Below are 19,164 nucleotides of genomic sequence, written 5' to 3'. Positions count from 1 at the left end.
CTGAAACTACACACCCGCGCAATAAAGCGCAGCCTCACCAATATCGTGGGTGACCTGGCGTACGATAGCCTGCGATGAACACTGCAATACGCATCGCAAGCGCCGTGTGCGCGCCCCTGTGCCTGACTCTCGCCCCTGCCCCGCTTGCGCAGGCGGAGGATACGACGGTCACGACCACGGTCACACCCCGCCCCGGGTTTTACGACGACTACGGCAACTGGGTCCCCCCTGTCCGCCTCCATGCGCCGGACACGAACAATTGCGAGCGCTCCCTGTGGCCACCCGAGCCAGTATCGACGTCCGAGGCCCGCGAAACCGAGACGCTCCAACCACTCCCCGTAACCTACGAGGGCTCCTGCGGCATCGAGGCGCCCGAGGGATTCCATGTCGATGAGGGGGTGCTCGCGTCCGCGTGGCTGGTCGCCAACCTCGATACCGGCGACGTGATTGCGATGAAGGATCCGCACGGCAGGTACAGGCCGGCCTTGATTATTAAGGTGCTGCTCGCACTCGTGGCGATTGACGAGCTGCCCCGCGAGCAGCGCGTTGTGGTCAGCGAGGAATCCGCTGGCCAGGAGGGCTCCGCCGTCGGCATCGGGGCCGGCGGCGAGTACACCGTCAACGACCTGCTACACGGCCTGCTGATGGCCTCGGGCAACGACGCCGCCCATGCGCTCGCGCAGGCGCTCGGCGGTGACGACGCCACCCTGACGAAGATCAACGCGAAAGCCCGCGAGCTCGGCATGCTCGACACCCGCGCAACCTCCTACTCCGGGCTGGATCGGGCTGGGATGTCCACTTCGGCATGGGATATGGCGCTCGCCTACCGGGCCGCGTTTTCCAACCCGGCGTTCGCCGAAATCGCAGACACCGCCTCCTACCCCTTCCCCGGCTATGGTGACATCCCGGGCTACGAGCTGTGGAACGACAACAAGCTCTACCTCAACGACCCAGACGGCATCGGCGGCAAGACCGGCTACACGGATGACGCGAACCACACGTTTGTAGGCGCAGTCGACCACGACGGCGTGCGTCTGGTGGCGGTAGTGCTGGACACCACGGTGGATAAAATGCGCGCGTGGCAGCAGGCGCAGACGCTTCTCCACGAGTCCTACGCCTACGCCTCCGAGGGCCACACCCACGTGGCGTCGCTGAACCCTGTCGAGGGAACGCCGACGACAACATCGCAGCCGACCGATACCGCTGATGAGCAGCCTGGAACAGCAAAAAGCCAGGGTGGCATTCCCTGGCTTTCCATCGCGCTCGTCGGCGGCGTGCTGGTGGTTACCGCACTCGCCGTCGCGCTTAGTTTCGCGTCAGCAAAGAAACGATCCCGACGCCAATAGCACCAATCGCGGCCCCAATGCCTAGCGCCTTGCCCGATGCCGAGGCGCTGCTAGCAGGGTCCTGGTACGCGCCCGCGCGCACATTAATGATCGCGGACTCCGGGACCTCAACCGGCTCGAGCTCCAACGACTCCTCTGTAGTTGCGGTCCAGGCAGAAACGTAGAGCACAACGCGCCAGATGAGATAGAGCACCACCATCAGCACAATCACTGGGCCGAAGATCGCGCCGGCTGGGTTGCCCGTCGCCGAGCTGACGATCACGGTTGCGAACTGCTTCACCAGCTCGAACGCGACCGCGCCGAGCAGCGCGCCCTTCAGGCCGGACTTCATCGGCACCTTCGTGCGCGGCATGTACGTGACCATCCACCACATAACCAGGAAGTTCGCCAGCACACCGACCAACAGGCCGACGGCCCACACCACGAGGCGGGCCCCCGGGAAGTCACCGAGACCGAAGTGCTCCATCGCCTGCGAGGTCCAGGAGGATGCACCTACAGCGGTCACACCGAACGCCACGATGAAGAGCAGAATCAAACCGATCAAGCCCAACAGGTCCGTCAGCTTCTTCACGACGAAGTTTCCACCATCATTCGCGTCAAGGTTCCACATCGCCGAAACGCCGACTCGCAGGTTGTTCATCCATCCCAAGCCGGACCAGAGGGTTGTGAGCAAACCGACACCTGCGACGGCTCCACGCTGGTCGATCGCTGCCTGTAGCAACTCGTTGACGGTCTCGCCGAGTCCCCCTTCGAGGTTCTCAGTGATTTGGTCCTGCACCTGCTGCATGATGTCCGGGCGCCCGTTCAAAAACATACCGAGGGCAGCGAACAGCAACATCGCCAGCGGGAAGAGTGACAGTACCGAGAAGTACGTAATACCTGCTGAAAGCTGGTTTCCGCCCTGCGCGGAGAAACGCTCGTTCATCCGCATCAGGTGCCCGACCGCCGGAGCCTTCTTCGCAATCTCGTCCGCAGCGCCCTCTGTTTGCTGCTTCGTGGCGCGCTCAATGCCCTGCCGATCGGTGTACTCCGTCTGTGGCGACGTCGAAGTGGCCATCACAGTCCCTTCCCTACTTCTGGTTTGTTACGTTAAGCACACCATCGTAGAGGAAAGGTCCACCATCTAGCCACCGAATTGCTAGGCTCCCGCGAGAAAACCAACCTTCTCATACACGTCTTTTACCAACGGCGCCGCGATCTCGCGTGCGCGCTGCGCTCCGTCCGCAAGGATGCGTTCCAGCTGTCCACGGTCGTTCATGAGTTCGTCGTAGCGGGCGCGAAGTGGCGTCGTAAAGGCCTCAAGTGCATCGGCCGTGTCAACCTTCAGTGCGCCGTAGCCCTTGCCCTCGTAGCTGGCCACCAGCGAGTCGATCGGGGTGCCGGTCAGCGCAGACTGGATCACTAAGAGGTTGGAAACACCTGGCTTGTTTTCCTTGTCATAGGCGACGACGCCATCATCATCCGTCACCGCGGAACGGATCCGCTTCGCGGACACCTTCGGATCATCCAGCAGGTTAATCAGACCCTTGGGGTTCTGCCCAGACTTGCTCATCTTCGACGTCGGGTCCTGCAAGTCGTAAATCTTTGCCGAGCCTTCCGGAATCAGCCCCTCCGGCACAACGAACGTGGAGCCGTAGCGGGAGTTGAAACGCTCGGCGAGCGTGCGGGTCAGCTCAAGGTGCTGACGCTGATCTTCACCAACGGGCACAACCTGTGGCGAGTACAGCAAAATATCGGCGGCCATCAACACCGGGTAGGTGAACAGACCGACCGAGGTGCGATCCTGGCCCTGCTTCTGGCTCTTGTCCTTAAACTGCGTCATGCGGCTTGCCTCGCCGAAGCCGGTGAGGCACTGCAGCACCCAGGTCAGCTCCGTGTGCTCAGGCACATGCGACTGCACGAACAGAGTGGACTTCTCTGGGTCGATGCCGAGCGCGATCAGCTGCGCGCAGCCCGCGATGGTGCGCTCGCGCAGCTCCTTCGGATCCTGGTCGACCGTGATGGCGTGCAGGTCCGGGATGAAATAAAACGCGTCGTACCCGTCTTGCAGGTCAATCCACTGCTTCAATGCCCCAAGGTAGTTGCCGAGGTGGTAGGAATCTGCCGTGGGTTGAATGCCGGAAAGTACGCGCTGTTTTTTAGTCATGCCTACCTACTGTAGACCGGAACGTGCGCGTGCGGTACCTGCCCTATTCTTTTTCCTCTTTGTCGGTCTTATTGTTTGGCCGCGGGTCGGTTCGGCGCATGCGCTTGATGCCGCGGTAGACCTGGCGCGCCCCCGGCACCATCCGCGCTCGCCGGTAGAAGTAAGAGGTCAGCGCGTACTTCGGGTCGATCTCGGCGACGCGCTCGTCGTCGTACACATAGACCGGCAGTGACCAGCCACGCTTCAGGGAAACCAGGCGGATACCCAGCACGAGCAGCACGGTAACAATGACGTTGACCCACTCCGGGACCCTCGCCATCATCATGAGCCACCACGCCACGGTGCCAATCACCGCCGCCGACGCATACAGCTCTTTCCGGAACACCAGCGGCACACGATCGGAGAGGACGTCGCGAATGATACCGCCGGACACACCGGTGGTGATGGCGGCCACGCAGGCAATGATGAACCCGTGGCCGTTCTCAATCGCGATTCGAATACCAACAACAACGAACGCGGCGAGCCCGATGGCGTCGGCAACTAAGAAGCCGCGACGCAGCTGGTGCATCAGCCAACTAATGCGGACAGTCAGTACGGAAGCAACTACGACGAGCAGCAGATACTCGGGTTTTTCCACCCACACCATCGGGTAAATCCCCAGCAGCAGGTTGCGCACCGTGCCGCCGCCGAGCGCGGTCAACGCGCCGAGGGTGATGACCCCGAAGAGGTCCATGCGCATGCGGCCCGCGGACACGGCGGCGGTCATGGCCTCTGCGACGATGCCGATGATGAAGAGCGCGGTGATGAGCTGATCGGTGCCGACTGCGTCCATATTAAATGTCGTATTCCACGATGAGTGGGGAGTGATCCGACCAGCGCTGCTCAACCGTAGGCGCCTTTTCCACCCAGCTGCGCTGCGCGCGCTCGAGCATGGACTTCGTTGCGGCCTGGTAGTCGATGCGCCAGCCGGCGTCGTTGTTAAACGCCTGGCCGCGGTAGGTCCACCACGTGTACGGCGCGTCCTCGGGCTGCAGGCGGCGCGCGACGTCAAACCACTGTGGGTTGTCATTCGCTTGTCGACGCCCCTCCGACTGGTACTCCACTGCCCCAGCCCACCGGCTTGCCTCCTTGTCTTCGAGGTCCTGGGCAGCGTCGTCCGGGAACGCACCGAAGACGGAGTCCATGAACGCGCGCTCGTCGGGCAGGAAGCCGGACTTCTTCCGGTTCGTCTTCCAGTTCTTCAAGTCTTCGCGGCGGTGGCAGATGTTCCAGTCGCCTGCGATCACCATGTCGGGGTACTTCGCGGGCAGTTCCTCGAGCACCGGGCCGAACTGGTCGAAGAAGCGGTACTTCTCGTCCTGCTTGGCCGTCTCCGCCGCACCCGACGGCAGGTAGAGCGATGCCACCCGCACACCATTTTCGAGCGTCGCCGCAATGAAGCGCCCCGCGTCCTCGAATCCTGGGATACCAACACTTACCTCAGATAGGGGGGTTCGTGAGAGAATTCCCACACCCGCGCGGCCTTTCGCGCCCGGAGTTTCTGCCGGGGCGACGGCGAGATACCACCCTTGCTCAAGCGCAGGCGCCAGCGCGAGCTCGGTTTGTTGCTGCGTTGCCCGCACCTCTTGCATCAGCACGACGTCGACAGACGAGGCGTCGAGCCATGCGTGCATCCCGTGATTAAGCTCGTTGCGGACCTTCGTGGCCGCGCGGATTCCGTTGACGTTGACCGAAGCAATGCTTAAAACCATGCCCATGACCCTACCTTTCCCCGCTAATACAAGACACGCGGTATGTAAAAGCTGTACGCTGTGGGTTTAGGCAACACATTTGACGCGATACTTAAGGAGAACCATGGCTCAAATCATTTGGACACGCACCGATGAAGCGCCACTGCTGGCAACCTATTCCCTCAAGCCAATCGTTGAGGCATTCGCCGCTCAGGCGGGACTCGATGTCACCACCGCTGACATCTCGCTTGCAGGCCGCATCATTGCGCAGTTCCCGGAGCGTCTCACCGACGAGCAGAAGATGGACGACGCACTTGCGCAGCTCGGCCAGCTTGCTACTACCCCCGAAGCGAACATCATCAAGCTTCCGAACATCTCGGCTTCCCTGGTCCAGCTGAAGAAGGCCATCGCAGAGCTGCAGGCCGCTGGCTTCGACCTGCCGGAGTACCCGGACAATCCTTCCACCGACGAAGAGCGCGAAGTACAGAAGCGTTACGACGCCGTGAAGGGCTCCGCCGTGAACCCCGTCCTGCGCGAGGGCAACTCCGATCGCCGTGCGCCGGAGGCCGTCAAGAACTTCACAAAGAAGCACCCACACTCGATGGGCGCGTGGTCGAAGGACTCCAAGACCAACGTTGCGACCATGGATGCTGGAGACTTCCGCCACAACGAGAAGTCCGTCATCATGCCGGCGGCCGATTCCCTGACCATCAAGCTGGTCGCCAATGATGGCACCGAGACCGTCCTCAAGGACTCCCTGGCTGTCGAAGCTGGCGAAGTCGTGGACGGCACCTTCATGTCCGCCAAGGCGCTCGACGCGTTCCTTCTCGACGCGGTCAAGCGCGCCAAGGAAGAGGGCGTGCTCTTCTCCGCTCACCTGAAGGCAACGATGATGAAGGTCTCCGACCCAATCATCTTCGGCCACGTCGTCCGCGCGTACTTCAAGGACGTCTACGACAAGTACGGCGAGACCCTTTTCGCTGCTGGCCTGAACGGCGAGAACGGCCTGGGCGCGATCCTCGATGGCCTTGCTGGCGTCGATAATGGTGAGGAGATCCGCGCGGCCTTCGAGCAGGCACTGAAGGACGGCCCGGCGTTGGCGATGGTCAACTCCCACAAGGGCATCACCAACCTGCACGTACCATCCGACGTGATTATCGACGCCTCGATGCCTGCGATGATCCGCACTTCGGGCCACATGTGGAACGCTGCCGACCAGGAGCAGGACACCCTGGCGACCATCCCGGATTCCTCCTACGCGGGCGTCTACCAGGCGGTTATCGACGACTGCCGCGCCAACGGCGCCTACGACCCAACCACCATGGGCACCGTGCCAAACGTCGGCCTGATGGCGAAGAAGGCTGAGGAGTACGGCTCCCACGACAAGACCTTCAAGATCCCTGCCGACGGCAAGGTCCAGGTTGTAAACAAGGCCGGCGACGTACTCATTGAGCACGACGTCGAGGCCGGCGACATCTGGCGCGCATGCCAGACCAAGGACGCCCCGATCCAGGACTGGGTCAAACTCGCGGTCAACCGCGCACGCCTGTCCGGCATGAAGGCCATCTTCTGGCTCGACGAGGAGCGCGCACACGACCGCAACCTCATCTCCCTTGTTGAGAAATATCTGCAGGACCACGACACGGACGGCCTGGACATCTCCATCTTGAACCCAGTTGAGGCAACGAAGGTCTCCGTCGAGCGCATCCGCCGCGGCGAGGACACCATCTCCGTGACCGGTAACGTCCTGCGCGACTACAACACCGACCTGTTCCCGATTCTGGAGCTGGGCACCTCCGCGAAGATGCTCTCCGTCGTTCCACTGATGGCTGGCGGCGGCCTCTTCGAAACCGGTGCTGGCGGCTCCGCACCGAAGCACGTGCAGCAGGTCCAGGAGGAGAACCACCTGCGCTGGGACTCCCTCGGCGAGTACCTCGCACTTGCAGAGTCCTTCCGCCACGAGAAGAACACCAAGGGCAACGAGAAGGCAGGCGTCCTCGGTGACGCGCTGGACCGCGCAACGGAGAAGCTGCTCAACGAAGGCAAGTCGCCATCGCGCAAGGTCGGCGAGATCGACGACCGCGGCTCCCACTTCTGGCTGGCACGCTACTGGGCCGAAGAGCTCGCCGCGCAGTCTGAGGACGCGGACCTGGCGGCCACGTTCGCCCCGGTTGCTGCAGCGCTGGCAGAGAACGCCGAGACCATCGACGCAGAGCTGCTCGCGGTGCAGGGCTCCCCTGCCGACTTGGGTGGCTACTACTGGCCTGAGGAGGCCAAGGTCACTGCCGTCATGCGTCCGTCGGCAACGTTTAACAAGGTGATTGACGGTTTGAAGTAAACCCTCGGTTTGATCGGCCCCGGTTGCTGCGTTTTCGCGGCGGCCGGGGTTTCGTTTACGGTTCTTGACCTGGCGCCCAGGATGGTACCTCTACGTGGTAACCAGAGGATGGTAATCAGCCGAGTAACTGGGCCGACGGCGATCACCTCTACTCGGCTGATTACCGTCCTCTGGTTACCATCCTCGGCAAAGAGCGGGCTGCGGGTGTGGTGGCGTCGAGAAGCGACTGCTCACGCGAGCGCAGCCCGGCGGCCAGCGATGGTGTCGCGGACCTCGCGGACGAACTGATCGGGGTACCGACGCAAGAACGACGGCGAGTAGCGGAGGAAGACATACCCCCTGTTGGCGATCATCTTCTGCCGCTCGAACTCTTCCTGCCGCGCGCGTTCGGCGTTGGGTCCCTGGTATTTCACGTTGCCGTCGATCTCGATGAGCAGCCAGCCGTCGACGCAGAGGTCCGCGTAGCGTCCAGCCACTTCGTACTGCGTAAGCAAAGGGCCGATCCCCGCCCGGATCAGCAGGGCACGTGCGAAAGATTCGTAGGGCGAACCGGAATCCGCGACACAGTGCCGGATGCACTCCCGGACCACGGCAACGCCCTTTAGCCTGCCAAGTTGGGATGCCTCCCGTTCAAGAAGTTCAAACGTAAACCCACTACACCGAAGGTAGTCGGCAGCGACGAGCCCTTCGACGAAGCCGTAATGGCGGGCGATGTCAGCAAACGTTCGGAAACCGTTAGTAACCCGGTGGCCGTCGCGCAACGAGATTTCGTTGCTACGCAGCACCATGCGCCGAAACATTATCCCCTCCCGGTTTCGGCGAGATGGCGGGCTCCCCCTCGAAAGCAGACACAGTTCGACGGGTTCTTCCGTCGTACTAATCACCCAAATGCCGTGCATGCGCGCGGCCGATCTTCCGACCAACACCGCTTCCCTGCTCATCATCGCAGCAGCTTCGACGCGCAGCCACTGACGTTCGTGGAACCTCAGCTCTTTCCAGCCCTTCTCTGCATACACAATGCTCGTGTCGAGCACCCGATACGGCCCTCGGAGTTTGTCGAGTTCCTTGTGGGAAAGAACCCGCTTGTCCACAATCCCCCGCCGTAGCTCTTCCTTCCGTTCCTCCCACCGTTGCTGTTGTGCCTTATGTGCTCTGTCAATCCCCATGTCTTTTCTGACGGCGAAAACCCGGCACCGGTTCCCTCCCGTCGCCGAAGGCCTACCCCGCGTTGCGCGACGCGAAGGTTCACGAACGTACATCACCGTCACTATTGTCAACATGGTTGAACCAGCAAGTTGGCATGACTACCGCCCGGGGTGAGCGTGACGCTGGACGCTCTTCACTATTCTATTTATATTCACATATATCGCCTGGTTAAACAGTATTGCTAGACAGCTTGGTTCACACAGAACCTACCAAGCGTTACATTGTTCCCCATGACACAATACGACAACAGCAATACGAAAGACTGGTCCTTCACCACACGCTCTATCCACGCCGGGCAGGCCGTCGATAGCGACTACGGGGCCCGTAACCAGCCTATTTACATGACCACCTCCTACGTGTTCGACAACGCTCAGCACGCAGCAGACCGCTTCAACCTCTCCAACCCAGGCCCGATCTACACTCGCCTGACCAACCCGACCCAGCAAGCGCTCGAAGACCGCATCGCGGACCTCGAGGGTGGCGTCGCAGCTACCGCATTCGCCTCTGGCATGGCTGCAGAGACCGCCGCCATCACGAACCTGGCGTCAGCAGGTGACCACATCGTCACCTCGCCTCGCATCTACGGCGGCACCGAGACCCTGTTCCAGGTGACGCTGCCACGCCTCGGCATCGACGTCACGTTCGTGGACAACCCTGACGATCCAGAGAGCTGGCAGGCGGCTGTCCAGCCGAACACGAAGGCGTTCTACGGCGAGACCTTCGGCAACCCGATCGCCGACGTCCTCGACATCCCGACCGTCGCGGAGGTCGCGCACCGCAACCAGGTGCCACTGATTATTGACAACACCATGGCCACCGCCGCCTTGGTCCGCCCACTGGAGCTCGGTGCAGACATTGTCGTCGCTTCGACTACGAAGTTCTACACCGGCAATGGCGCTGCCATCGGAGGCGTCCTCGTCGACGGCGGCAAGTTCGACTGGACCGTCGAACGCGACGGCAAACCGGTCTTCCCTTACTTCGTCACCCCGGACCCGGCCTACCACGGCCTGAAGTACGCCGACCTCGGCGCACCGGCTTTCGCTCTCAAGGCCCGCGCGGGCATCCTGCGCGATACCGGTGCTGCGATTTCCCCGTTCAACGCGTGGGTTGCGCTGCAGGGCCTGGACACGCTCAGCCTGCGCGTGGAGCGCCACAACGAGAACGCGCTGAAGGTGGCGAAGTTCCTCAGCGAGCACGACAAGGTAGCGAAAGTGAACTTCGCTGGCCTCGAGTCCTCCCCGCACTACGCCGTGAAGGAGAAGCTCGGCCTGCGCTACACCGGCTCGGTGCTCTCCTTCGAGATCGCAGGCGACAAGGACGACCACACCAACGCCTGGAAGTTTATCGACGCCCTCAAGCTGCACTCGAACCTGGCGAACATCGGCGACGTCCGCTCCCTGGTGGTTCACCCGGCCACGACGACGCACTCCCAGTCGGACGCGGAGGGCCTGGCGCGCGCCGGTATCTCCCAGGCAACCATCCGCCTGAGCGTCGGTATCGAAGACGCCGACGACATCATTGCGGACCTCGAGCGCGGATTCGCAGCGATCTAACATGCCCAACCTGGCGCCTGAAGGCGAGCTGCAGATAGTCCCGATTGGCGACTTCACCACAGAAGCCGGAGCCACCGTCCAGGACGCCCACATCGCGTACCAGCGGTGGGGGCAGTTCCGGGGTGACCCGAAGGGCGACAACAACATCCTTGTTGTTGAGCACGCCTTAACCGGCGATTCCAACGCCGCCGAGTGGTGGAGCGGGGCGATTGGCCCCGGCAAAGCACTCGACACCGACACATGGTGCGTGATCTGCACCAACGTGATCGGGTCCTGCTACGGCTCGACTGGCCCTGCGAGCACGCATCCCGACGGCGCCGCGTGGGGGTCCCGCTTCCCCGCACTTTCAGTCCGCGACCAGGTCCGCGCCGAACACACCCTGTTCACCCAGCTCGGTATCCACCGAGTGCATGCCATCATGGGAGGCTCCATGGGCGGGGCGCGCACCCTGGAGTGGACGCTGCTTTACCCCGAATCTGTCGGCTACGCCTGCGTCATGGCGGTCTCCGCGCGCGCGAGCGCCTGGCAGATCGGCATCCAGGAGGCTCAGATTTACGCCATCGTGCGCGACCCCAACTGGCACGGCGGCGACTACTACTCCACCGGCACCTCCCCCGATGAGGGACTGGCTGCCGCCCGGCGCATCGCACACCTCACCTACCGCGGTGAGCTCGAAATCGACGAGCGCTTCGGCACAAGCGCCCAAGAAGGCGAAAACCCACTCGGCCCCTACCGCGAGCACGACCAGCGCTTCGCTGTGCAAAGCTACCTGGACTACCAGGGGCAGAAGCTCGTCAAGCGTTTCGACGCCGGCGCCTACGTCACACTCACTGAAGCCATGAACCGCCACGACATCGGCCGCGGTCGCGGAGGCCTGAACAAGGCGCTGCACTCGTCGACGGTGCCGACGATGATTGTGGGCGTCGATACGGATATTTTGTACCCCTACCACCAGCAGGAACACATGTCCCGCAACCTGGGAAACCTGCTGGGGATGCACAAGCTGTCATCCCCGGTTGGCCACGACGCGTTTCTCGTCGAGGCCCGCCAGATGGACAACATCTTGCGCAACTTCATCGCGCTGACCAGCGCGTAAGATCCCTTTAGGAGCCCAGCGCGTCCACCGACCAGGCTAGCCACACCATCGCGGCGCCCAGGCCGGTGGAAAACGCGATATCGAAACGCTTGGAGCGCACTGCCAGCAGACCAATGACTTGCGAGTCGCACGTCAGGCGCAGCAGTGCGCACCACAGCATGGTCGCCCCGAGTGTGAACGTGGCACGCCGCCAGTGGTCCGTCAGCGACCACACCCCCGCGGCGACAAACCCCAGGATGAACACGCCGACCATCGCCACCTGCACGTTCCGAGGCAGTGGCGAGGGCGGGTTCCCAATGTCATGAGGGTTGTCCAGCGACAACCCTTCTGCCGAGTTAGGCAAGCTGCTCAGCCCGCTCCACGATATTGCGGACCAGGAACGTGCGAGTCATCGGGCCAACGCCACCAGGGTTCGGCGAGACCCAGCCCGCCTTCTCCCACACATCCGGGTGCAGGTCGCCGACCGTTTTGCCGTCGACACGAGAGACGCCCACGTCCAGCAACGCGGCGCCTTCCTTAATCATGTCCGCGGTAATCATGTGTGGCTTGCCAGCGGCCGCGATGACCACATCCGCCCGGCGCGTCTCCGCAGCCAGGTCCTTCGTGCCGGTGTGGCACAGCACCGTCGTGGCGTTGACGTTACGCGAGGTCAACATAAGGGAAATCGGGCGCCCCACGGTCACTCCGCGGCCGATGACACACACGATCGCGCCGTTCAGATCCACGCCAAAGCGCTCCAGCAGCTTGATGGAACCGTTCGGGGTGCACGGCAGCGGCGCGGGCTCGTTAAGCACCAGTTTGCCCAGGTTGACCGGGTGCAGGCCGTCGGCGTCCTTGTCCGGGTCGATCAGTTCCAGGATGCGGTTCTCATCCAGGTGCTTCGGCAGGGGCAGCTGCACGATGTAGCCGGTGACGGCGTCGTCGTTGTTGAGCTCCTCGATGACTTCCTCGAGTGCTTCCTGCGTGATGTCCCCCGGCAGCTCCTTCATGATGGAGGCAATGCCCAGCTCCTCACAGTCGCGGTGCTTCATGCGCACGTAGTTCTGGCTCGCCGGATCATCGCCGACCAGCACGGTAGCCAGCCCCGGCGTGATCCCACGCTCGCGCAGGGCGGCAACTCGTGTTTTGAGATCCGCAAAGATCTCCTCGCGGTACAGTTTTCCGTCTAATTTAATCGCAGTCACGGTGACCATCCTAGACTGTAACCATGTGCGCTTTTCACGTTATCTTTGACAATCCCGTCATCCCAGGCAACACCGGCAACGCAATCCGGCTGTGTGCAAACACCGGCGCCGTACTGCACCTGGTGGAGCCACTCGGGTTCAACTTCGAAGACAAGCACTTGAAGCGCGCAGGGCTGGACTACCACGACCTAGCGGACGTGCAGATCCACCCGACTATCGACGCCTGCTTCGCCTCCATCCCGGACGCCCGCATCTTCGCGTTCACCACACAGGCAACCGACTACTACCAGGACGTCGAGTACCGCGACGGTGACGCTCTCCTCTTCGGCACCGAGCCGACTGGTCTCCCCGAAGCACACCGCAGCCACCCGCGCGTGACCAAGCAGCTACGCATCCCGATGCTGCCGAGCCGCAGGTCAATGAACCTTTCCAACTCCGCGTCCGTCGCCGTCTTCGAGGCCTGGCGGCAGTTGGGATTCGTCGGCGGAGTCTAAGCGGAAGGGTTGCTACAGCTGTTAAGATCTGTGCCTGTTACCCTGCCCCTTAGTTGAAACGAGTCCGCCATGCTCTCTACGACTGCATCCCGTGCCCGTTTGACCGCTGTACTCGCCGCTTCTGCATTGTTGGCGAGTTGTTCGGGTTCCTCCGATGAGGAGCTCGACGCATGGCGCGCCGAGCAAGACGCCGCAGTCTCGGACATAGCCTCAATGCTTAACGAGAGCTCTCCGACACCAGCTACTACTACCTCCGCCCGTCAGTCACCGTACCGGCCAGAACCGGACTACCGCGAACGCCCAAGCGCCCCCAGCCAACGCGTCGAGCCACCGATTCAACGCAACGTCATCGATCCGAGAAACGACTCATCTGGGCAGCGGGGCCGCGACGACAACCGTGGCGTGTACTACCACAACTTTGTCGACTGGAAGTGGCTGGAGCAGCCTGGCGGGATCGTACCTGGCGGCAGGATCATCAACGAGACACAAAGCTCGGGCTGTTCGACGGGCTTCCTTGCATCCAAAGGCGAGCGGATCTTCATCATCACTGCGGGCCACTGTGGCGATCGCGGCGATCAGTTCTACGTGCAGGACGCCCAAGGCAACTGGTCGTATGTCGGAGAGATGGTGGAGTCCTATCTGGAGAAGGACGCATACGGCGGTATCGTCGGCGCCGATATCGGGCTGATCGAAATCACCGGCGATGCGCGATATTCCTCAACACTCCCGTTGGATCTTCCGCTCCGCGGCTGGATCACCCCACAAGAAGCGCAAGCCCGAGGCATGGCCATCTGCCGTCTCGGCGCCACCACCGGTTACTCATGTGGAGAGTTCGAAAGCATCGGAAACAACGGCCTCTTCTACTTCCGCAGCATCACCGATCGCGGAGACTCAGGCGGTGCGGTCTTCGCCGCCGACAACTCTGGAGTGTGGGCCGTAGGCGTCAACTCCAACGTGTCCGATGCGAATAAGACCCGCGTAGGCGCCATGGAGATCGGCAGCGCCATCCAATACTGGGGCCTGACCATCCACAACTAAGTCTCCTCGACGAGCGCTACCGCATCGTCCATGCCAGGCAGCGTGCGGGTGCGCAGCGTATCGACGAGCCAACGCCCCTCCCCCGCACGCATATCCCGCGCCACCATTTTGACGGCTCCCGGGACCAGGTCGAAGCGCACATGTGCCAGGCCAAGCCTGCGCTGCAACGGCCCTTGTTTGAAGGAAAGCTCCTGGATATGCGCGTTTTCCACCATCTGGTACCGCTGGGACAGGCGACCGAACGTGACCACGGTGACCTCTGGGTACAGCGTGACTGTCTGCCGCCGCCAATCAACCGGTGAAACCCACCGCGCAGAGCGCGGGGAGCGCAGCTGTGCACGCGACATGTCTCGCATCGCCTCACCGGACAGCGGCGCAATCGCGTCGATGACCTGCATGGCCTGCTCCAAGGTCCCGACCGGCAGCAGCTTGGATGTGCCAGTTGCCTTGTTGCGCTCGGACCCGTACCCGGCCACAGTCACCGAGACGGTCCACCACCCAAACATGCGCCACAGCAGTGGCTGGCGAAGCTGTACCGCGTGGATGCGGTGCAGCGGGACCGCTTGGTGCCTGCGGTTCGCAAGCCCGTACGTCATGTTGATGACGGCCCCGTTGCTGCCGGAGGTGGCGTCGTCAAGCACTGAATTGAAGCGCCACGAGTGGTCGATGGTGCGCCAGATCTGTGGCACGAACCCGACGAGGATCGGTACTGCCGCGGTGATCGAGAGATCGGTGAAGAGCGGGACGGCGCTCGAGACAACAGTAATGATGGTTGAGAGTTGGAACGCCGCAGCAAGCAGCGAACGACCAATCGGGATTGGTGGCACCAGCGTATTAGCCGGGTCGGCGTCTTGCTCGGTGGGCGTCAACGCGGACGCAGCTGCGCCGGGGCGGGCAGCAATGGCCTGCAGGATCTCGGCGCGTAGTTCGTCCGCTTCCGCGCGGGGCAGGTAGGCGATCTCGATGGCCGAATTGTTGCCTCCGGCCGCCTCGACGCGCACCGCCGCAAGCCCGAACAGGCGCGGCGCGAACGGTTCGATGACGTCGACTGCCTGGATCCGGTCGTAGCGAGCGGTGCGCACCTTAGTGGTGAGCACCCCTCGCGTCAGCTCGATGTCTTCTTCGCCAACGCGGAATCCGATCTTGGCCCACCACAGCTGCGAAATAATGAACACTACGAGCAGGCCAACGACGAACACGCCAACGGCCACGCCCACATCCATGATGCCGATGCCTTCGTCCTGCAGCCAGTTGACTAGGGGCATCGTGAAGTTGAAGACAGCGATCGTGAGCAGCGCAAGCAGCGTCGCCCACACGCGCAGCAACGGGGTCAGTCGGTGGACCCGCCGGTACTCAGAGGCCGCCGTCATAGGCCACTCATCTGTTCGCGTGCTTTGACTACAAGCCGGTCACGCAGCGCGTCGGCGTCGTGGGCGGGAAGTCCAGGCAGCGTGGTCACCGAACTGACCGATGCCGTGTTCACCACCAACTTCTTGAGCCCAAGTATCCGCATCACCGGTCCCGTGTTGACGTCCACGAACTGGATGCGCCCGTAAGGGATAACGGTGAGCGTGTGCCACATCTTCCCCTGGCTCAGGATGAGCTCGTTGTTCGTTTCCAGCCACGCCAGGTTGCGTACCTGGAACGGGATAAGGAAGTACTTCCAGATGAAGAACACTCCGCAGACGGCCGCTCCCCACATCCACCAGCCGCCGTACTTCCACTGCGCCCACAGCAGGCTGCCGATGACAATCAGCGCCCACACCGTGTTGGTCACCAGCATGGGCACCATGTACTTCGGTGATACGCGGTGCATCTGCTCAACCGAGGCCGGTAGCGGTGGTCTCGCGAGTGCGTCAGTCTGCTGTTCCATGGGCCCTACCCTAGCGACTTCACCGAAAATCACGTGAACCACGCGAGAGCCACTGGCCGACATCGATTTGCTCCAGACGGTCCGCCACGACGCTGACCGCACCTGACGCATTTTGGACAATCCCGCGCACCACCAGCGCGTGCGCTGTGCGCGCCACTACGCGCTGTCGCTTCCACAGCCCCGGCGACACCATGATGTTCAGCAGCCCGGTTTCGTCCTCCATCCCCAGAAACGTCAGGCCTGATGCCGTCTGCGGCCGCTGCCTGTGCGTGACCACGCCTGCGACGCGGACGCGGGTACCGTCTTCCACGCTACGAAGGTCGACCGCTCGGAGAATCCCCTCCCGTTGCAAGTGTTCGCGCAGCAGCTGCATCGGCTGCGTGTCGGGGGTAACGCCCGTGGCGGCAACATCGGCCGCGAGCAGCTCGAACGCGGTCATCCCGGGCAGCGCTGGGGCGTCGATACCTGAAAGCCCAGGCAGCATGCCGTCGCGCTCTGTTGCTGCGATGCCCGCAGCCCACACTGCTTGTCGACGCTCCCCTCCGAAGCAGTCCAGCGCACCCGCCTTGGCGAGCGCCTCGACGTGCTCCACGGTCAGCTCCGCCCGACGCGCCAGGTCCGCGATGTCCGTGAACGGCGCGGCCTTCTCGATCCTGGCCGCAGCCTTCTCCCCGACCCCCTTCACCAAATTCAGCCCGATCCGAATTGTGTCATTATCTATACAGCGCGCCTGTACGCCGGATCCGTTCACGCTCACCGGCAACACCGTGATGCCGTGGCGGCGGGCGTCTTGAATCAGGGACTGGGGCGAGTAGAAGCCCATCGGCTGTGCCCGCAGCAGGCCGACGCAGAACTGGGCCGGGTAGTAGTACTTCATCCACGCGGAGAAGTACACAAGCGACGCAAACGATTGCGAGTGCGACTCCGGAAATCCGTAGGCGGCAAACGCGACGATCTTGTTCCAGAGCTTTTCCGCGACGTCCGCCCCGATCCCGTTCGTGGTGTTGCAGCCCTCGAAGAACCGGGCTTTGAGCGCCGCCATTTTTGCTGGAGAACGCTTCGAACCCATCGCGCGGCGCAGCGCGTCGGCCTCCCGGCCGCTGAATCCTGCGGCGTCGACGGCGATCTGCATGAGCTGCTCCTGGAACAACGGAATACCCAGCGTCTTCCCGAGGGACTTTTCCAGCACCGGGTGGTCGTAGATAACGGGCTCGAGGCCATCGCGGCGCCGTAGATATGGGTGAACGGATCCGCCTTGAATTGGGCCTGGGCGAATGAGGGCCACCTCTACCACGAGGTCAAAGAAGCGCTGTGGTTTCAGCCGTGGCAGCGTGGAAAGTTGCGCGCGCGACTCCACCTGGAATACCCCGACGGCGTCCGCGCGGCACAGCATGTCGTAGACGTTGGTGTCGGCGAGGTCGAGCTCCCACAGGTGCACCTCGGTGCCCGTTGTATCGCGTACGAGGTCCACCATGTGATGCAGGGCCTCCAGCATGCCGAGCCCGAGCAGGTCAAACTTCACCAACCCCGCCGAAGCGCAATCGTCTTTGTCCCACTGCACCACAGAGCGCTGTTCCTTGCGCGCCCACTCGATGGGAACGACGTCCGCGATCGGCCGGTCGCAGATCACCATCCCGCCCGAGTGGATCCCGAGGTGGCGTGGCTGGCCAATGAACTCCTCCGCCAACGTACATACCTGCTCCGGCGGGTCGCTGAGTCCTTTTGACCAGGCATCCGCAGCACCTTGTGGGTACCCGAGCGCCCGGGAAGCGTCACGAACAGCACCCTTCCTCCGGTACGTAATCACGTTCGCCACCTGCGCGGCACGCTCGCGGCCGTAGCGCCGGTAAACGTACTGGATTACTTCTTCGCGCCTGCCGGACTCAATATCAATATCGATATCCGGTGGGCCATCGCGGTCCGGCGACAGGAAACGCTCAAAAAGAAGGCCAGCGCTGATCGGCTCGGCGTTCGTGATCCCGAGAGCAAAGCAGACCGCTGAGTTCGCCGCCGACCCACGGCCTTGGCACAGGATATTGCTGCGCCGACAAAAGTCGACCAGGTCGTACACGATTAAGAAGTAGCCGGGGAATTGGAGCTCCTCAATCACGCTGAGTTCGTAAGCAATCTGCTTCATCGCCTGATCACGGATGTTTTCCGGGCGCGTCGCGTACCGCACCTGCGCACTCGCGTAGGTCAACTCCTTCAGATAGCTCATCTCATTGTGGCCAGCAGGAGTGTCGTAGTCCGGTAGGTTTGGCGCGACAAGGTCGAGCGTAAACGCGCACTGTTCGGCAAGCTCCACGGTGGTGGCCAGCATCGGCTCACATCCCGGCAGCAGCCGGGCGAGCTGCTGCCCGCTGCGCAGCCAGTGCGCCCCCATGGGGTGCAGGTCAGCAACGTCTTGCCGCAGCGCGCGGCGCTGGCCAAGCGCATGTTTCGCTGCAGCGAGGCGCGCGTGTCGGCGCGTCGCAGCGGCAGGCCGGGTACTCACTATGGCGGGAAGATGAACGAAGCGGTCTAATTGTTGGTGATGATCGGCGTCATCCGGCATGAGTGAGACCACGTACTCCCTCACCACATTTTCCACCCCGAAGCTCTCGCTCAATTTATCGAATAGCGGGGTCCACTCCCACCCGCCAAGCGCTAAGCAGGAGCCATCAAGCCACTCCCCGATTTCCCACATCGGCGGGTACGAGAGCTCGCCTTTTTGCCTACCCTCCATGTGTGCGCGCGACATCAGATGCGATAACCTCCGGTACCCTTCCGCACCACGGGCCAGGACGGGCAGCACCCCCTCTTTCAGCGTCAGCTCTGCACCAAACACCGTGGGCATCCCGGCCGCAGCAGCAGCTTCCGCAAACTTCACTGCACCGTAGAAACCGTCACGATCACACAGGCCAAGCGCCGAAAGACCGAGCGACCGAGCGCGCGCGACCAGCTGTTCAGGCTCGCTCGCCCCGCCAAGGAAGCTATAGGACGACACCGCGTGCAACTCGGCGAATGGCACCCCACCGCGCCGCCCACCGACCCCCTCACCCTCCGCTTCACCAGCAAAGGTGAGGTGATCTACCGGAACGACAGGACCGACGTCGTTCCCAGACAGTATCCGCTCCAGCTTTGACCATGTCAGTGGAGCACCCCCATTGAATCGCATGTT

The 19,164-nt window shown here is 62.7% G+C and carries 16 protein-coding genes; 6 read left to right on the top strand and 10 right to left on the bottom strand.

The genetic code is table 11. The features are described 5' to 3' along the window. Positions 1-74: 74 nt before the first annotated feature. Positions 75-1,346, top strand: a complete 1,272-nt coding sequence (locus R0V12_RS08665; protein WP_320072477.1) for a D-alanyl-D-alanine carboxypeptidase family protein — start codon at positions 75-77, stop codon at positions 1,344-1,346. Here R0V12_RS08665 and R0V12_RS08660 read toward each other — a convergent pair. The 4 genes from R0V12_RS08660 to R0V12_RS08645 form a co-directional block, all read right to left on the bottom strand. Next, positions 1,306-2,403, bottom strand: a complete 1,098-nt coding sequence (locus tag R0V12_RS08660; RefSeq protein WP_070477651.1) for a YhjD/YihY/BrkB family envelope integrity protein — start codon at positions 2,401-2,403, stop codon at positions 1,306-1,308. The genes R0V12_RS08665 and R0V12_RS08660 overlap by 41 nt on opposite strands. 81 nt (positions 2,404-2,484) lie before the next feature. Next, positions 2,485-3,492 (bottom strand): tryptophan--tRNA ligase, encoded by a 1,008-nt coding sequence (trpS, locus tag R0V12_RS08655; RefSeq protein WP_070363004.1) that lies wholly within the window; start codon positions 3,490-3,492, stop codon positions 2,485-2,487. A 43-nt stretch (positions 3,493-3,535) separates the two neighbouring features. Further along, positions 3,536-4,324, bottom strand: a complete 789-nt coding sequence (locus R0V12_RS08650; RefSeq protein WP_320072476.1) for a trimeric intracellular cation channel family protein — start codon at positions 4,322-4,324, stop codon at positions 3,536-3,538. A gap of 1 nt (position 4,325) precedes the next feature. Beyond that, on the bottom strand, positions 4,326-5,243 hold the full coding sequence (locus R0V12_RS08645; RefSeq protein ID WP_288857697.1) for an exodeoxyribonuclease III: 918 nt from the start codon (positions 5,241-5,243) through the stop codon (positions 4,326-4,328). A 103-nt stretch (positions 5,244-5,346) separates the two neighbouring features. Between R0V12_RS08645 and R0V12_RS08640 the strand changes: the two genes are divergently transcribed. Continuing rightward, positions 5,347-7,560, top strand: a complete 2,214-nt coding sequence (locus R0V12_RS08640) for an NADP-dependent isocitrate dehydrogenase (RefSeq protein WP_070363006.1) — start codon at positions 5,347-5,349, stop codon at positions 7,558-7,560. A gap of 230 nt (positions 7,561-7,790) precedes the next feature. On the opposite strand, the gene R0V12_RS08635 is transcribed toward R0V12_RS08640, so the two are convergent. Beyond that, on the bottom strand, positions 7,791-8,726 hold the full coding sequence (locus R0V12_RS08635; RefSeq protein WP_083329460.1) for a hypothetical protein: 936 nt from the start codon (positions 8,724-8,726) through the stop codon (positions 7,791-7,793). 270 nt (positions 8,727-8,996) lie between these two features. Here R0V12_RS08635 and R0V12_RS08630 point away from each other — a divergent pair, with 270 nt between their 5' ends. Next, the gene (locus tag R0V12_RS08630) at positions 8,997-10,319 is read left to right on the top strand and encodes an O-acetylhomoserine/O-acetylserine sulfhydrylase (RefSeq protein ID WP_256007738.1); all 1,323 of its coding nucleotides are present in this window, start codon (positions 8,997-8,999) and stop codon (positions 10,317-10,319) included. A 1-nt stretch (position 10,320) separates the two neighbouring features. Next, positions 10,321-11,415: a homoserine O-acetyltransferase MetX gene (gene metX, locus R0V12_RS08625; protein WP_320072475.1), complete on the top strand. Its 1,095-nt coding sequence runs from the start codon at positions 10,321-10,323 to the stop codon at positions 11,413-11,415. Positions 11,416-11,422: 7 nt separating this feature from the next. On the opposite strand, the gene R0V12_RS08620 is transcribed toward metX, so the two are convergent. Then, positions 11,423-11,758 carry a DUF3017 domain-containing protein gene (locus tag R0V12_RS08620; protein WP_240492742.1) on the bottom strand — a complete coding sequence of 112 codons (336 nt, stop codon included), beginning with the start codon at positions 11,756-11,758 and terminating at the stop codon, positions 11,423-11,425. Then, positions 11,751-12,599, bottom strand: coding sequence for a bifunctional methylenetetrahydrofolate dehydrogenase/methenyltetrahydrofolate cyclohydrolase (locus R0V12_RS08615; RefSeq protein ID WP_205634833.1), 849 nt, complete (start codon positions 12,597-12,599; stop codon positions 11,751-11,753). The genes R0V12_RS08620 and R0V12_RS08615 overlap by 8 nt, the downstream gene beginning before the upstream one ends. A 23-nt stretch (positions 12,600-12,622) precedes the next feature. Here R0V12_RS08615 and R0V12_RS08610 point away from each other — a divergent pair, with 23 nt between their 5' ends. Together R0V12_RS08610 and R0V12_RS08605 are read left to right on the top strand one after the other, a co-directional pair. Continuing rightward, positions 12,623-13,093, top strand: a complete 471-nt coding sequence (locus R0V12_RS08610; RefSeq protein ID WP_070477642.1) for a tRNA (cytidine(34)-2'-O)-methyltransferase — start codon at positions 12,623-12,625, stop codon at positions 13,091-13,093. A gap of 69 nt (positions 13,094-13,162) precedes the next feature. Beyond that, a complete protein-coding gene (locus tag R0V12_RS08605; protein WP_256059613.1) occupies positions 13,163-14,131 on the top strand; it encodes a S1 family peptidase in 969 nt (322 codons plus the stop codon). On the opposite strand, the gene R0V12_RS08600 is transcribed toward R0V12_RS08605, so the two are convergent. From R0V12_RS08600 to R0V12_RS08590, 3 genes are read right to left on the bottom strand one after another with little or no spacing between them, the layout of a single operon-like run. Further along, the gene (locus tag R0V12_RS08600; RefSeq protein ID WP_320072474.1) at positions 14,128-15,501 is read right to left on the bottom strand and encodes a PH domain-containing protein; all 1,374 of its coding nucleotides are present in this window, start codon (positions 15,499-15,501) and stop codon (positions 14,128-14,130) included. The genes R0V12_RS08605 and R0V12_RS08600 overlap by 4 nt on opposite strands. After that, positions 15,498-16,004: a PH domain-containing protein gene (locus R0V12_RS08595; RefSeq protein ID WP_240492743.1), complete on the bottom strand. Its 507-nt coding sequence runs from the start codon at positions 16,002-16,004 to the stop codon at positions 15,498-15,500. The genes R0V12_RS08600 and R0V12_RS08595 overlap by 4 nt, the downstream gene beginning before the upstream one ends. Before the next feature lie 19 nt (positions 16,005-16,023). Further along, the gene (locus R0V12_RS08590) at positions 16,024-19,161 is read right to left on the bottom strand and encodes an error-prone DNA polymerase (protein ID WP_413774853.1); all 3,138 of its coding nucleotides are present in this window, start codon (positions 19,159-19,161) and stop codon (positions 16,024-16,026) included. Between the last annotated feature and the right edge of the window lie 3 nt (positions 19,162-19,164).

Source organism: Corynebacterium sp. UMB2355A (genome assembly GCF_033877495.1).
Classification (GTDB): Bacteria; Actinomycetota; Actinomycetes; order Mycobacteriales; family Mycobacteriaceae; genus Corynebacterium; species Corynebacterium pseudogenitalium.
Note: the sequence above shows the minus strand (reverse complement) of the source record. Positions and strands in the feature narration are given on the sequence as shown.